13 protein-coding genes and 1 riboswitch are annotated in these 16,436 nt (G+C 42.5%); of the genes, 4 read left to right on the top strand and 9 right to left on the bottom strand.

Translation table 11 applies throughout. The annotated features are described in order from the left end of the window. Window positions 1-16: 16 nt before the first annotated feature. From uca to I6E61_RS00850, 4 genes are all read right to left on the bottom strand, one after another. A complete protein-coding gene (gene uca, locus I6E61_RS00865) occupies window positions 17-3,670 on the bottom strand; it encodes an urea carboxylase (RefSeq protein ID WP_197128625.1) in 3,654 nt (1,217 codons plus the stop codon). A 59-nt stretch (window positions 3,671-3,729) separates the two neighbouring features. After that, window positions 3,730-4,431 (bottom strand): urea amidolyase associated protein UAAP2, encoded by a 702-nt coding sequence (locus I6E61_RS00860; protein ID WP_197128623.1) that lies wholly within the window; start codon window positions 4,429-4,431, stop codon window positions 3,730-3,732. A gap of 186 nt (window positions 4,432-4,617) precedes the next feature. Continuing rightward, window positions 4,618-5,382: an urea amidolyase associated protein UAAP1 gene (locus I6E61_RS00855; RefSeq protein WP_197128621.1), complete on the bottom strand. Its 765-nt coding sequence runs from the start codon at window positions 5,380-5,382 to the stop codon at window positions 4,618-4,620. A gap of 45 nt (window positions 5,383-5,427) precedes the next feature. Continuing rightward, window positions 5,428-5,541, bottom strand: a riboswitch (guanidine-I (ykkC/yxkD leader). Window positions 5,542-6,207: 666 nt separating this feature from the next. Further along, window positions 6,208-7,320, bottom strand: coding sequence for a hypothetical protein (locus I6E61_RS00850; RefSeq protein WP_197128619.1), 1,113 nt, complete (start codon window positions 7,318-7,320; stop codon window positions 6,208-6,210). Window positions 7,321-7,965: 645 nt separating this feature from the next. Here I6E61_RS00850 and I6E61_RS00845 point away from each other — a divergent pair. The 4 genes from I6E61_RS00845 (at window position 7,966) to I6E61_RS00830 (ending at window position 11,602) form a co-directional block, all read left to right on the top strand. After that, window positions 7,966-10,125, top strand: a complete 2,160-nt coding sequence (locus I6E61_RS00845; RefSeq protein WP_197128617.1) for a M3 family metallopeptidase — start codon at window positions 7,966-7,968, stop codon at window positions 10,123-10,125. Continuing rightward, window positions 10,126-10,383 (top strand): YheV family putative metal-binding protein, encoded by a 258-nt coding sequence (locus tag I6E61_RS00840; RefSeq protein WP_197128615.1) that lies wholly within the window; start codon window positions 10,126-10,128, stop codon window positions 10,381-10,383. Window positions 10,384-10,503: 120 nt separating this feature from the next. Next, window positions 10,504-11,004 (top strand): hypothetical protein, encoded by a 501-nt coding sequence (locus I6E61_RS00835; protein ID WP_197128613.1) that lies wholly within the window; start codon window positions 10,504-10,506, stop codon window positions 11,002-11,004. Between the two features lie 34 nt (window positions 11,005-11,038). Beyond that, window positions 11,039-11,602, top strand: coding sequence for a hypothetical protein (locus tag I6E61_RS00830; RefSeq protein WP_197128611.1), 564 nt, complete (start codon window positions 11,039-11,041; stop codon window positions 11,600-11,602). A gap of 230 nt (window positions 11,603-11,832) precedes the next feature. On the opposite strand, the gene pnp is transcribed toward I6E61_RS00830, so the two are convergent. From pnp to I6E61_RS00805, 5 genes are all read right to left on the bottom strand, one after another. After that, a complete protein-coding gene (pnp, locus tag I6E61_RS00825) occupies window positions 11,833-13,935 on the bottom strand; it encodes a polyribonucleotide nucleotidyltransferase (RefSeq protein WP_197128609.1) in 2,103 nt (700 codons plus the stop codon). A gap of 727 nt (window positions 13,936-14,662) precedes the next feature. Beyond that, window positions 14,663-14,929, bottom strand: a complete 267-nt coding sequence (gene rpsO, locus I6E61_RS00820; RefSeq protein WP_110922066.1) for a 30S ribosomal protein S15 — start codon at window positions 14,927-14,929, stop codon at window positions 14,663-14,665. A gap of 366 nt (window positions 14,930-15,295) precedes the next feature. Beyond that, window positions 15,296-15,472 (bottom strand): hypothetical protein, encoded by a 177-nt coding sequence (locus tag I6E61_RS00815; RefSeq protein WP_197128607.1) that lies wholly within the window; start codon window positions 15,470-15,472, stop codon window positions 15,296-15,298. Window positions 15,473-15,591: 119 nt separating this feature from the next. Beyond that, entirely contained in the window at window positions 15,592-15,753 is a 162-nt protein-coding gene (locus tag I6E61_RS00810) for a hypothetical protein (protein ID WP_197128605.1), read from the bottom strand. Between the two features lie 74 nt (window positions 15,754-15,827). Then, a complete protein-coding gene (locus tag I6E61_RS00805; RefSeq protein WP_197128603.1) occupies window positions 15,828-16,352 on the bottom strand; it encodes a type 1 glutamine amidotransferase domain-containing protein in 525 nt (174 codons plus the stop codon). Window positions 16,353-16,436: the final 84 nt, after the last annotated feature.

The following is a 16,436-nucleotide window of genomic DNA, read 5'->3' as shown; positions in this document are numbered from 1 at the left end:
ATGAGTCCGTACAGCATCAGCTTTCTTCGTGTGCGTTTGAGTCTGCCACCAATGTCTCGTGAGCAGTAATGGGTGCAAGTACAAATAAAGGTTGCTCGGGTTTCACTGTAGTACCAATTTCAATTTCAATACTCACGACCTGCATCGTAACGGGTGAGACAATTGGTATCTCAATTTTCATGGCTTCTATGATTGCTAGGGTCTGCCCCTCATCGACCACATCACCTACCGCGCAAGAAATCTTCCAGACACTGCCCATCATATGAGCTTTGACGACTACCCCGCCCTCAGGTACAGAAACTTCTGATGATACTTCTACCGCGTCGATATCTTCGCCCACATACTGATCAAGACCTTGCTGCTTCCAGCGTTGTCGCTCAGCATCAAAGTTGGCTTGCTGCTGATCTTTGAACGTCTGAATACTGTCCTTGTTTTCATGCAACATCTCGTAATACTCAGCGAGGTTTAACACACTATCTTCAACCTCAATCGATAGCTCACCTGCCTTAAAGGCAGTTCGCATCGATAACAGCTCTTCTTCACTGACTTCATAAAAGCGAATTTGATCAAAGAATCGTAGTAACCATGGTTTTTCAGCTTCAAAGCTTGGATGCGAGCGATAGCGGTTCCAGATTTGTAGCGTCCTACCGACGAACTGATAGCCGCCTGGGCCTTCCATACCGTAGATGCACATGTAAGCGCCGCCGATACCCACCGCATTCTCTGGTGTCCATGTTCTGGCAGGATTGTATTTGGTGGTGACCAAACGATGTCTTGGATCGAGTGGTGTGGCAACAGGCGCACCCAAATAGACATCACCCAGTCCCATGACCAAGTAGCTGGCATCATAGACAATGTCTTTTACCGCTTGGGCAGAGGCCAAGCCATTGATACGTCTGATAAACTCGATATTATCGGGGCACCAAGGTGCGTCAGGATAGACAAGTTGCTGATACTTCTCAGTTGCTAGCTTAGTCTGAGAGTCAGCCCACGCCATAGGTAGATGAACAATTCTGGACGGCACTTGCATATGCTTAATATCGGGCAATGCACTTTCTGCTTGCTTGAGGATTGCCAGCAGTGCTGCCTGTGGCAATTTTAATGAATGGTAATGCACTAATAACGAGCGGATACCTGGTGTCATGTCGATGATGGCATCGATATGCTGTGCTTGTAGGCACTCCATCAACGCCTGAACGCGGAAGCGCAATTGCAAATCAAGCACCTGCTCGCCATACTCAATCAATATATAGCTGTCTCCAGCAGGACGATACACCACTTTTGGTTGGTCATTATGGATGGGTAAGGTGTCTAATATGGCTGTCTGCAAAGTCGCGTTTTCTGTATGAATAGGTAAATCATAATCCACCAAATAACAGTCATCAGCCCGTAGCATGTCATCGTAGTTCTGATGTAGTTGTGCGGCTTGATCATAGCTGACAGGGACAAACTGCACTCGATCACCTGCTTTGAGCTGTCCCATTTTCCAGCGCTCACCTGCGACGATGACGCTCAAGCAGACAAAGCCACCGAGGCTTGGCCCATCAGGCCCTAAAATGATCGGCATGTCACCTGTGAAGTCAATCGCACCAACAGCATATGCATTGTCATGGATATTTGAGGGATGTAGTCCTGCCTCGCCGCCGTCTTCACGCGCCCATTCAGGTTTAGGTCCGACCAGACGTATACCAGTACGGCTAGAATTGTGATGAACGTCCCATTCATGTTCAAAGAACTGCGTCACATCAGCGTCCGTAAAGAAATCTGGCGCGCCGTGTGGTCCATACATGACCGCGATTTGCCATAGTCCATTAAACGTTGGTTGCTGTGCAGCAGATAAGGTTTTAGTAGCAATAGACGTATCGCACTGTACAACCGGTAGCATGTCGCCGATAAGTAAGTTACGACCAGCATGACCACCAAACTGGCCTAAACTAAAGGTCGCTTGACTACCCAAATACTCAGGAACATCTATGCCACCTTTGATGGCGATATAGCTTCGGCAGCCTGAGGTAATATTGCCACAAATAAGTTTTTGACCTTTACGTATAGGAATGGTTTGCCACATCGGCTGCTCTACACCATCCAAGGTACAAGCCATGTTACCGCCAGTAATGGCAATCTGACTGTCGCAATGGAACAATAAGGTCGGTCCTGTAACCACGCATTCAAGACCTGCGGTGTTAAATGGATTGCCCAACAGCTGATTACCCGTATTGAGACTCAGACCATCTATTGCCCCTGATGGTGGTACGCCCACATCCCAGTAGCCTTCTCGGCCAAGTACATCTTGCACGGCCGTCTGTACGCCCGACTGCAACACTTCAATTTTTTGACTGAGCCATGTAAAAGTGTTCAAAAACCTTGTAGTCTGCTCGCCTTGATAAAACGTCTCTGAGGCCACTATCTGCTGCAAATACTCAAGATTGGTTTCAAGACCTGCCATACGTGACACGGCCAAACTTTGGCTCATTTTCTCCAGTGCTTGCTTGCGGTCAGGTGCCGTCACGATGATTTTTGCTAGCATCGGGTCATAAAAGGCTGATATCTCACTGCCCGTTTCTATCCAGGTCTCGACACGAGCCGCTGTATCAAAATAGGCATCCGTTAAAATCCCCGTGCTTGGCTGAAAGCTTTTGACAGGATCTTCAGCATACAGACGCACTTGAATAGAATGTCCTGAAGCGTGCAGCGGCAGCTCTGGCAACACGAACTCGCCTGCAGCCAGCTCAATCATCCAGCGTACTAAATCCACTTGATAGATTTCTTCTGTGACACCATGCTCAACTTGCAAGCGTGTGTTCACTTCCAAGAAATAGAAGTCTTGCGTCGACACATTCATCACAAACTCAACGGTACCAGCAGAGCGATAGTTGACTTGTTGCATCAACTTAGTCGCCACCTCTTGTAGATTTTGTCTTTGTGCATCTGATAGTAAAGGCGCTGGTGTTTCTTCAATCACCTTTTGATTACGACGCTGGATAGAACAGTCACGCTCTCCTAAGGTGATGATATTACCTGCCCCGTCACCAAATACTTGTACCTCGATATGGCGAGCATGCTCTACAAATTTTTCGAGATATAGCCCTGCATCACTGAAGTTGCTTTGTGCCAAATGATGCACAGACTCGTAAGCATCTTTTAGTTCGATCTCGTTCCATACCAGACGCATCCCGATACCACCACCGCCTGCAGTGCTTTTGAGCATGACAGGGTAACCAATACGTTTGGCCTCACATAATGCTTCGTCCACATCTTGTAGCAGTTCGCTACCAGGTAACAATGGCACTTGGCTGTCAATGGCGAGCTTACGTGCCGTATGCTTGAGCCCAAAGCTCAGCAGCTGCTCAGAGGTTGGCCCAATAAAAGCAATACCAGCTGCTGTACAGCGATCACAGAACGCCGCGTTTTCTGATAAAAACCCATAACCAGGATGAATTGCTTCTGCACCTGAATCGATCGCTGCTTGCAATACTTTATCCATATTCAGGTAGCTATCACTGGCAGGACCAGAGCCAATGTTGATGGCTTCATCAGCCTGACTGACATGTAGTGAGCCTCGATCTACATCGGTATAGACAACGACCGAGCCGACACCCATTTGCTTTAAAGTACGTATAATTCGGCAAGCAATAGCACCGCGATTGGCAATCAATACTTTTTTAAACATCACAACTTCCTCAGCATTCTCATTAATAGGCAGTATCGTCTTGTTCGAAAATCGCTTACTTACTCATAAATCACCAGCTCAATAGGCGTGGGGTTATAACCGTTGCAGGGATTGTTGAGCTGAGGACAGTTCGATATCAGGACAATCATGTCCATTTGTGCAGTGATATCGACGTATTTGCCAGGGGCTGAGATGCCATCATCAAACGCCAAACTACCATCAGGCGTAATAGGCACGTTCATAAAGAAATTGATGTTTGGTCCGACATGACGTAGGTTCAGATCATATTTTTGAGCAACTGAATGCGTTGCTAGGGTATGCATAAAGTTGTTTCGGCAGCTATGCATAGGATAAGTATCATGAGCGTAACGCACGGTATTACTCTCACATGAGCATGCACCGCCCAACGTATCATGACGACCGCAAGTGTCATCTGTGATAGTGGCAATGACGCGCCCTCTATTAGTGAATAGCTGACTACCCATCTCTAAAAACAGCTTTTGATTTTGTGCCAATGTATCCGTGGCACTATAACGTTCAGCAATATCGGCACAGCTTATAAACAAGGTATCGACCGCTTGATTGCCTTCGGTATCTATAATACGCAAGGTCTGGTTTTTCTTAACCTCTGCCATCCACCCCTCTCCAGCAGCACAAACCTCACGTAGCTTGATCGTCTTGGAATCGATTGACTCTAAAGTTGTTGATGCTGGATTTTGAATAGCTTGATCTTTATTTTTAGTATCATTGTTAGTTGTCATGAGTCTGCTCTCTTAGTTGATATGACTGGTTGTAAACGTTATAGGCATAAATGTTATGTGAATGAGCCTATAAAACTCGTTTTGTCAGTCAAAAATTAGAAATTGATAACCACTTGATTAGTATTTAATGCCACTTAATTGATAAGCATTTAATAGCTGCTTTCGCCTATCGAACACTGCCTTTCGTTAGGCGTTCGTATAGTCGCCAAAATAGCGTGCATTATTCTCAAACCCGCGTTGGTTTTGCGAGCAAGAGTCACGGCAAATATCAAACCCTGCCTTTGGCACTATAGGCGCTGCCTGCTGAATGGTTAGCTCAATATCAGCTGGATCATAGATATCTGATGGTTCAAGTGGGTGCGGGGCGTTACAGATGAATACTAAGCAATTCATCTCAAACCGTAGGGCGATAGATTGGTTGGTGTTGTCAGCAGCGATATAGGACAGCTGCCCTTGTAGATCGGGGGTGACTTTGGAGAATAAATTGACCGTTGCCGTAAGATCGCGCTCATTTAGCGCAAACTTCGACATCTCTGTTAATAGTCCGTCAAGACCGTTTTGATAGCGCTCGTTACGAGCATCTTGGAAGGTTTTTTTGCCATATTGTGAGCGAATCATAGCAGCGGTGCTAGGGCCACAAATAGCATCGTTCCAGCCATGGTCATCGCTGATAATAGAGGCCAGCACTCGGCCCATATCGGAGTAGAGTACGTGACCTTCAGATAGGTATAAGGTGTGTTGTGCTTTTAGACTATCTGGCATGTTGAAGCGTTCAAGCTTCTCATCAGCATTGACCACATATAGGCTAGCATTGGCATTGGCTGCCAGTGATTTGAGCGTTAATACAGTGTTTTTATTGATACGTCCACACCAATGGTGGCCACCTGGTAGAGGCGTGGTGAAACGATCTGAATACGAACTATCGGAAGTAGTGATTGAAACGGATGACATAAAAAACTCCACAGTTATGAGCTTAAGTGATCAGTGTCACTTAGAGTCTCCCGGGCTTTTATCCCTCCGTGTAGTTCTTTCGAACCGCCATCTCTCGGACCAGTCATATAGTTTTAGAAAACTTTCCTCTACTATATCGGAACCCTAGACGGCATTTTTTTAGCTCTTAGATTGATGATATACGGTAGTTAACCGTGTACTATTAACAATGCAAGCGGTGTGCCAGCCGTCATCCACCGCTATCAACTTGTCTCTAGTTTTTCGCTAAAAGTAAGATTAGCGACCTAAAAACACTGGCTGTATCAGTTGCATTCTTCCAAAACAACTTCTCTTCTAAGTACGCTTATAGCTTGATATATATAGGCCATATCGAATGAGAATAAGTTTAATACTATCTCAACAATAGAGAGCAAACACGGTTTCGACAGTAAATAAGCTAAGGTATAAATTGATTTATAAACAAATTAAAAAATGCACTATAGTGGAACACTGTGCACCATAATGATAAATACTGCTCTATTCTGAACCGTCTGAAAGCTACTAGGTATTGTTCATTTTTTGAACGATATAAATATATTTAGCATGAAAAAGGACTGGTTCTATATGAACCAGTCCTTTTTGTGTGTCTGAAAAGTAATATGTGCTCAATCCATTAAGGATTAGATCTGAGAAAAGAAAAAACCTCTTCCAATACGTATTAAGCACATATTAAAGTTAGATAAAAAAAGAGCACTGGCTCATATTGAACCAATGCTCTATATCATGATTGCGTACTATCAATAGCTCATTGATAAATAAGCATCACTAGTAGCTGTCACTACCAATCTAATATCGAGTTACCAAAGCAATCGGCTGATCGGCACCCATGATATCTTCTGGTAAAAATACTGCTTTACCACCATTGTGGATAACATGCTCAATGATTTCGCCCACTGCGTCATCAGTGACGCCTTCGGTGGCAGCATCATCTACGATACTCAATGTCTGCGCTTGCTCGTCAATTTTAGCCGACTGGATGTATCGACGGCGCACGTAAAGTGTCTCACCCACCCCTTGGAACGCGCTACGATACACTTCTTGTAAGTCAGTCTGCAGCATATTGGCACCGCGAGCCTTATCGATATCACCCATAGCAGCTTTATGCAATGACGTACGGTACTCTTCTACGGCTTCTTGTACACTATCGACGATATGCTGAGCGCTACCGTCTTCTAAGTTGGTAGCATTTGATACTGTGGCAATGATGTTGTCTGGTCGATCGCATACTTCTTTGTAGTAACCGATATTTTTGGCATCGCCCACAACCACGAGCGGCATTTTATGTTCGCCCCATAGCTCTTGCACACTCTTGTCCACTTGGTTAAAGAACTCTTTTAAATAGCTACTTTCATTATTCGATGAACGATCTGTGCCGCCATCTCCCGTTGTGTACAGGCCATTATTTTCAATCGGGAAAGGGATGTTCTCCATATTGTTTTGCAAGTCATCTTCTTTATCTAACTCTCTAATGACTCGATCGTTAGACGCTTCGATCAAGCGTGCACTATCACGGGTTAGCACTACCGTATAATAATGAACCGCACTTGCCATATCACGTACCAAATCTCGGGTCGCAAAACGATGTGAGATCATGACACGTTCAGTGGTATCGATCGGCATACGGATCACTTGCACATCGTCAGTACTGGCAAAAATAGCTAGAGTATCGAGATTTAGGTTGTGATTTAGCTCTTTGGTTTTGGCATGAATATTATCTAGAATGGTAGTCGCTGTGCGCTTGTCATATTCATTGGTTAAACGTTCTTCGACGATTTTTAATTGGTTTTTTAGAGCGATTGAATCTTGTTCGTTAGCAGGATGCTCGCGATGAGTCTTGACAAAAATACTGACCGCAGGATTGGCTTTGGTCTCGCGTAAGCTTTTGAGAGTTGCTTTCATATATTGCTCCTTGTTTTATTATCATTTACTCTTAACGTTGTAGATTTTCTAGGTGTTAGTTATTAATAACCAACCACTTATGCAATGTACGCTTTTAAAACTGATAAAAAATAGAGGCCTTATAAATACCTGCTGTTGCGTATCAGGGAATTTAGTCACATCCTCTTTGATTAATACTCCATTGCTTTACTTTCGAACCCATACATACGTTCATATCAGTATGGGTAGTCGACATTACATACACAGAAACTTAATATTTTATATAAAATCTTAATACCTTGTATATCAATGTATTAACGATTATTTTTTTGTGCTATTACTTTGATGCTAACAGCAAGACTATCCTATCTATACGACTGATTTGCAATCAAATGATGGTTCTTTGTAAATAGAGCAATCTATATCCCTATAGACGTTGAGATTTTTTGTTCCATATAGTCTGTATCTCGCTAACTTCATTCTTTTACTCTTTATATTATGAGTAATCAGGTTGTATTTTTATCAAACGAACCCATCTTTTATATAACTTACATATGAAATCACAAGATATTAAAAATTAAACGCACTACATTTTTGGTCAATTGATATTTTTTATCACACCACGCTTAATTAATAATAATTCATTTACTAATATCGGATACTTTTATGACCTCTATTTCTTCAGATTTACGGCTTGTTGATTTTGCCACTGCTACGCCGAGTATGTTACAAAGCCAAGTTATCAATGCTATCGATAGTGCCAATGCATTTTTAGATGCCATGACAGACAGCATAGATAATAGTACTGCTGCCCTAGAGGATGTGATGACTTTTGATCATATTAATCTCGCGCTAGATCGTAGTTGGGGTGTCCTATCGCATCTTAATAGCGTGATGAGTGATGATGAAACCCGTCATGTACATCATGAACTGCTACCCAAACTATCGGCTTATGGCACTCGTGTCGGACAACATCAACCGCTGTTTAATCGTTATCAAACTATCGTGAATGACACAGCATTTTTTGCGGCGCTTGAACCTGCACGCTCACGTGCCATTGAGCTTGCGCTACGAAGCTTTGAGCTATCAGGAGTCGCATTACCTAAAGCTGAGCAGGAAAGATTTGCGGCCATTCAAAGCAAACTATCCACCTTATCAGCAACTTTCTCTGATCATGTTTTAGATGCCACACAAGCATTTGCTCTGCCTTTACAAGACAATCAGTTAGCAGGTTTGACCGAAAGTGGTTTGGCATTATTGGCAGATGCAGGTGAGCAATATAAAGCCAGTCAGCTTGCCAGCGGTGTACTCACGCAAGCTGATATTGAAGCGCTATCAACGCCTTATTATGTGGCGAGTTTAAACATTCCTGTCTATCTCGCTATCATGACTCATGCTGATGATCGCGATTTGCGTGAGACTATGTACCGCGCTTACGTCACCCGTGCATCTGAATTTGATGAGCATACCAATGCCAAAGGTGAGTCGCTAAACAACGCTGATATTATGAGTCAAATTCTGAGTTTGCGTGAGCAAAAGGCAAAGCTATTAGGTTTCGATAATTATGCAGAGGTCTCACTATCGACCAAAATGGCTGACAACGTGGCAGAAGTTGAAGCATTCTTACGTGACCTAGCAGAGCAAGCAACGCCTACCGCTAAGCAAGACCTAGAACAATTGCAGGCATATGCAAAGAACCATAGTATCGATGACTTACAATCATGGGACAGTGCCTATATCGCTGAAAAAGTAAAACAAAGCGAATTCAGCTTGTCACAAGAAGAAATACGACCTTACTTCCCATTGCCAAAAGTGATTGGCGGTCTATTTGCTATCGTTGAGCGCTTGTACGGGATTAAAGTACAAGAGCAGAGTGAGTCTGTGTCACGCTGGCATGATGATGTGCGTTTTTATCAGTTGTTTGATGCTGATGACCACTTACTTGGCGGCTTCTATTTCGATTTGTTTGCACGTAGTGGCAAGCGAGGCGGTGCGTGGATGAATGGTTTTCAGTCGCGTTATACTTATGACGAGCAAGATCACCAACAGTTACCTGTTTGCTTTATGGTCGGTAACTTCACCCCTGCACTTGCGGGCAAGCCAAGCTTATTGACTCATGACGAAGTATTGACTTTATTCCATGAGTTCGGCCATGGTTTGCATCACCTATTAACCCAAGTGACTGTCGGTGATGTCGCGGGTGTCAATGGCGTCGAGTGGGACGCAGTTGAACTACCAAGCCAGTTTATGGAAAACTGGGCATGGGATGCGGAAGGTATTGCGCTAATTAGTAGTCATGTCGAGACCGGTGAGCCGTTACCTAAAGATAAACTTGATGCTCTATTGGCCGTTAAAAACTTCCAAAGCGGTATGCAAACACTGCGTCAAATCGAATTCGCCCTGTTTGACCTGTTGATTCATGGGCATTCGCCAGCACTTGATTATGATGGTGTTTTAGCAACTCTGAACACAGTGCGCAGCGATATCTCTATCATGCAAACGCCTGATTACAACCGCTTTGCCAATGGTTTTAGTCATATCTTTGCAGGAGGTTATGCGGCTGGCTATTACTCTTATAAATGGGCGGAGCTGTTATCCGCAGATGCTTTTAGTAAGTTTGAAGAAGATGGTATTTTCAACCCAGCTACAGGTAAAGCTTTCCGCGAAACTATCCTATCCGTTGGTGGTAGCTTTCCAGCCAAAATCAATTTTGAGAACTTCCGTGGTCGTAGTGCCAGTATCGATGCGCTATTACGTCATAGTGGTTTTGATAATTCTAAAAACGTCAATGCTGCCAATGCTCAAACGACTCATGAGGTGATTTAAATGCGCTACCAATCATCAAGCCCTAAACGCCGGTTTTTAGCAGGTGTTCGCTGTCCAAAATGCCAAGCAGTAGACGCGGTAGTACAGGTTAATATTGTAGCTCCAGCACCTGATGAATACATCGAGTGTACTCTGTGTGGGCATACCGAGCATCGCCCTGACCCTGACGCCATCAGCGCAAAAAACCATCTCGAAGATCAACTGGCTCGTGATGCAATGGCCACAGGTACGAGTGGTACAGTGAAGTTCAAATCCTAAGTATCTAATATCAAGCGTCAAGTCCTAATCGCTACTGGCCTATCTATCAATAGATAGGCTTTTTATTTTGAGTTTGCTATAGTATGGCTATCTATATTTCTAACATAAATAGACCACAATATGAAAAGCCAAAAAATGCGTCCTCTATCAACCAAGCTATCAGAAGAAAGCCCGAATAAGCCTTGGAAAAAATGGTTTCTGGCATTAATATTAGCAACCTTGTTTATTGGTTATTTAATTTGGAAAGGAGCTTTGTCTGATACAAGCGCCTCTCTACCAGTCACCAAACAAATCGAAGCGACAGAGTCTATTCCTACGCAACTTGATAGTGTAACGAGTGACTCGGATAATACAGACGCATCTGTATTATCCAATAATCAATCACTTGATCTCGATGCTGTTTTAAGCGCGCCTTTACCAAAAACAGACAGTCTGGCTAAAGAAGAGAGTGATCGTCTCGATGACGAGACTAACCGCTTAATTGAGCAAGAGAAGTTGCTGGCTGAACAGCTGGCCATGAACAAGCAGTTGGCTGACATGAAAGCTGAGCAAATTACATTGGTTGAACAACAGATAGCTCAACTAGAAGCGGATGGTACTGTTAAGACTGAGGTCAAATAAATTTATATTTATACCTATTATAAAGGGGCTGGTAATGGCGACTCTACAATTAACACACGCCCCTATTCTTACGAGTAGCGCGCAGCTACTTATTCTGCCAGTCAATACGGCGGGTATTTTTCTAGATCCTGTACTCACAAAATCTAAAACTTTATTTCCTGATAATTACCAGCGTTACTATCGCGCGTGCCGTGATGGCAGTCTAAACGTAGGCAGTTGCATGCTCCATAAACGTGCACTCGAGCAAGCTGGACTTGGCATAAGCAGTAATGGCAATCAACCAAGCTATATCGCCAACCTTGTGATATCAGATCATCCTTATCACCCAGCGCGCATGCGTTGGGTGACTGAAGCATTGACTGAGTTTCAGCAGCAGCTCATACCTTTGATACGCTATCAAGGTATTCGTAGGATTTCCCTACTTGCGCGTCCGCTTATTTACAGTAATACGCGGGATAATGAGACGGATACACGCAATTCAGCAAACTCACTTCCTTTAGATTGGGATACTGATATTTTGCCGTTACTGATTAAGAAACTACAAGATTTACCTAAGTTACGTATCGACGTACATGTACCTAGAAATATTGAATTTTAAAATGGAATAAGCCGAAATGGTTAAGACAATATAGCACCAAAAAGCACCATTATTAGCAGTGATGAGCCTCAGTGAGTGAAAAGCTCATCCTTGCTCGTTCAACGTTATAACCTCGTCCAATATTATACAATCTAAGAATAATACCCATAAAAAAACCGCCTTGAATACTCATGACGAGTAGCTCAAAGCGGTTTTTTTGTACTAAATTAAACCAAACTAATTGTTAAAAATTAGTTCTGTTCAATACCTTTCATAGTCAGCTTGATGCGACCACGGTTATCAACGTCTTGAACGAAGACTTTAACGACCTGACCTTCTTTCAAGTAATCTGATACATTTTCTACGCGCTCTTCTGCGATTTGTGAAATATGTACTAGACCATCAGTGTTTGGCAATACGTTAACGAATGCACCGAAGTCAACAATACGAGCAACTGTACCTTCATAAGTTTTACCGACTTCAACTTCAGCAGTCAATGCTTCGATTTTACCAATAGCTGCTTTAGTCGCTGCTTTGTTTTCACCAAAGATACGAATCGTGCCACCATCATCGATATCGATAACGGCGCCAGTTTCTTCAGTTAGCTGACGAATCATCGCGCCGCCTTTACCGATTACGTCACGGATTTTGTCCGGATTGATTTCGATAACCGCATAGTTAGGCGCATGAGCATTAATTTCAGTACGGCTCTCAGGCAATACTTTGTTCATTGCATCTAAGATGTGGATACGACCAGCATGGGCTTGTTTAAGTGCTTGCTCCATGATGTCAGGTGTAATACCTTCGATTTTGATATCCATCTGCAGCGCAGTAATACCATCTTTAGAACCAGCAACTTTAAAGTCCATATCGCCAAGATGATCTTCATCACCTAAGATGTCTGATAGTACAGCGAAACGCTCGCCTTCTTTAACCAGACCCATCGCGATACCAGCAACAGGCGCTTTTAGTGGAACACCTGCATCCATCAATGCCAAGCTTGCACCACAAACAGACGCCATAGAAGATGAACCATTTGATTCAGTAATCTCTGATACCACACGGATGACATATGGGAAGCGTTCGCTATCTGGAAGCATTGCTTGCACACCGCGACGTGCTAAACGGCCATGACCGATTTCACGACGTTTTGGAATACCTTCACGACCCGTTTCACCTACTGAGAAATGCGGGAAGTTGTAATGCAGCATGAAATGGTCACGGATAGTGCCACCTAGCGAGTCAATCATGTTGACGTCACGACTGTTACCCAATGTGGTCGTAACCAATGCTTGCGTCTCACCACGAGTGAATAGTGCTGAACCATGCGTGAATGGCAATACACCAACTTGTACGTCAAGCGCGCGAACGGTCTCAAGATCACGACCATCGATACGTGGCTTACCTGACAAGATATTGTCACGAACCGTGCGATACTTAAGATCGTTATAGATTTCTTTAAGTTCAGTTACGGTATCAGCATAACTTTCTGACTCAGCATCACCAGCAAGCGCATCAATAATTGACTGCTTGATTTCGTCAAGCTTAGCGTAACGTTCTTGCTTATCTGTGGTAGTGTAAGCGTCTGCCACTTGCTCACCGAACTGCTCTTTCATGCTGCTGGTAAGCGCTTGATCGCGTTCAGGGGCACTATACTGTTGCTTAGCAGTACCGATTTCTTCTGCCATTGACGCAATGTTATCAATAACGATTTGCTGTTGTTGATGACCGTATAATACTGCGCCTAGCATCTGATCTTCTGAAAGCTCTGCCGCTTCAGATTCAACCATCAATACTGCAGACTTCGTACCAGCAACAACCAAATCAAGATCACTCTCTTTGAGCTGCTCAATGGTTGGGTTCAGAACGTATTCACCGTTGATAAAACCAACACGTGCCGCTGCAACTGGACCATTGAATGGCGCATCAGAAATAGCCAATGCTGCTGAAGCACCAATTAGTGCAGCGATATCAGCAGACTGAGTCTTATCTGATGAAACGACTGTCGCAGTGATCTGAATTTCGTTAACATAGCCTTCAGGAAATAGCGGACGAATTGGACGATCGATTAAGCGCGAAGTTAATGTTTCAAACTCGCTTGCACGGCCTTCACGTTTGCCGTAAGCACCCGGAATTTTACCCGCTGCATACATTTTTTCTTGATAATTTACCGTTAGCGGAAAGAAGTTTTGACCTGCTTTGGCTTCTGATTTTACGACTGCTGCGACTAGTACAGTAACGCCGCCCATGTGAACTAAAATAGAGTTTGCCTGACGTGCTACGCGACCAGTTTCAATAACAACTTGCTGGTTACCGTATTGGAATTCACGCTTAATAGTGTTAAACATTGTCATATAATATTCCTAATGTTGACTGACAAAAATAATATCAGTGCTATAAAAATCTGATATCTGTCATTAAAATTCTTTGTATATAACCGTTTACTGACAAGCCTCCTTTTGTAGGATGATGTCAACTATGGCCAATATCGCTACCTATTTATCTCATATATATGTCTATGATAGACATCGTACACTTACGTATATTTGATCGTTCAAATTTGGTTGTACTATAAATACTATCAAAGGCCTTCATACAAAAGGCATCAGTGATCAAAACTACCATACATGATATTTTCTGTATTCTTTAAGTATTTATATTTATAGTGTCTAGACTACAGCCAATCACTCTGTAAATAATCGCTATATAACTAGCAGCCATATGATAAAACTTACTAGGCATTATTTTACAGTGATTTATAGTCATTGACCAATGAATTGCAAAACGGCGCGTATCTTGCCAGTTCGCACTTCGATTCTGATTAAAGAATCAATATTGTCGCTAATCAGGTATCTATTACTTACTCTCAGATGGCTATATCAATCAGTTGAGACAATAAATCTTAATAACACATACTGATAAGCATAAAAAAACGGCGTGAAACTATTCCACACCGTTTTTAGAAAAATCTATTTTATCGATATTAGCGAGCAAATGCTAAGCGGCTTAGCAAAACCTTTAAAGTAATGCCACATATGGGCACTTTTTGATTTGGCAGCCACTCGCACTGTTGTCGCTAGATTAACGACGTAGACCTAACTGGCTAATAAGGGTGGTATAACGACCAAGATCTTTACCTTTTAGGTAATCAAGCAATTTACGGCGGGTGTTAACCATACGGATAAGACCGCGACGGCTATGATGATCCGCTTTATGCGCTTTAAAATGGTTCTGTAGATCGTTGATACGAGCACTTAGCAAAGCTACTTGAACTTCTGGTGAACCAGTGTCGCTTTCGCCACGTTGGTATTGAGCAATAATTTGTTCGCGATCAGTATTAGTTAGCATAAATATCTCCGGCAATGCTAAAAGCTTAAAAATACACTCTAATTTGAGTCATTTTGAAAGCAGTAGAATAGTAAATAAAGTAACTTGCACGTCATTCAGGACAACCCTGCATTACTAGAGTTGACCTAGTGTACGACAAGCTCAATAGGTTATAACAATCATTTATATTAAGCGTCTATGAGATAGCATTTAATATAACCATCCAATATGAATAGTTCACTAAATAAAATATCCCATCTAAACTAAATTTAAATGTGACGCTGATTATAACAAAAAACTGCTGAACTCGCAGCAGTTTTTCACATTAGTTTTATGGCTAAATTGGCATCTACCAAAAACACTATACTGGTCATCGGACAGTACCATTTATTTTTTGATATCGCTCTCAGTAGCATTACCACCAAGCTCATCATCTCCGAGCGGTGCCGCCGTAGTGACTTCCGCTAAGCTATCTGGAACATTATGCTCGCTAGGATTAACCTCTTCTGCGAGCTTTTCAATCTCTTTTTCTTGCTCGTCCATATTGTTCGGTGAATTACTCATATTAGCTCCTGAATTATTATTATTTTGGACTAACTATGGTTGCACTTATCAATATTAAAACGTGCAAACTATAAACGTATTAGAGAGTCCTACTTACTGTAAATGGCATGTCGGATGAATTACTTATCTTCTTTGGTATTCTCTACATTATCGGCAATACGGTCTGCAGCTGCTTCAGTGTCTGCTGCGTAATTGTTTTCAGTCTGGTCTTTGAGCGCTGCAGTAGCTGCATCAGAACGTTGTTGCTCAAGCTTAGTATCATTTGGATTAGAATTTGACATAATATTTTCCTTAGTTATGGTTATGAATGATTAAAATATATTAGTAATCTTTTTATAATTAAATAGCAAAAGCTTTAAGATAAGGCTTTATCAATAGCATCAACGAAATTAGTTATATCATCTGGATTACGCGAGGTGATCAAGTTGCCCTCAACTTGTACTGTTTTATCTACATAGTTTGCACCAGCATTTTCTAGATCTGTCTGAAGCGTAGGATAAGCAGTCAATGTTTTACCTTTAGCGATGCCTGTATTAATAAGTATCCAAGGGGCATGACAGATAACAGCCAAGGGTTTACCTGCGTCATTGATGGCGTTGATTATTTCATGAGCTTGTTTATTGCCTCGAATGGTATCTGCATTTACGGTACCGCCTGGCAGTACCAACGCATCGTAATCAGCGACTTTAACCTCACTTGCAAAAATGTCAGCGGTGAAAGTATCACCTTTGTCGACATCTTGCTTCATCGCTTGAACTTCTTTGTCTTCGTTAGTAGTAATAAGAACTGTCTTATAACCTTTGTCTTTCAATTGGTTATTAACATCTTCATACTCTGCTTGTTCAAAGTTATTGTGTAGTAAAAAAGCGATAGTTTTCATAATACTTCCTGTCTTTATATTTGTGATTTTATATAAGAAAATTTATTATTGATTTGCCTATTTTTCTTGTTATTGGTGCCTCTT

This window comes from Psychrobacter sp. NZS113, from assembly GCF_015864825.1.
GTDB lineage: Bacteria > Pseudomonadota > Gammaproteobacteria > Pseudomonadales > Moraxellaceae > Psychrobacter.
This window is presented reverse-complemented; position numbering and strand designations above follow the sequence as displayed.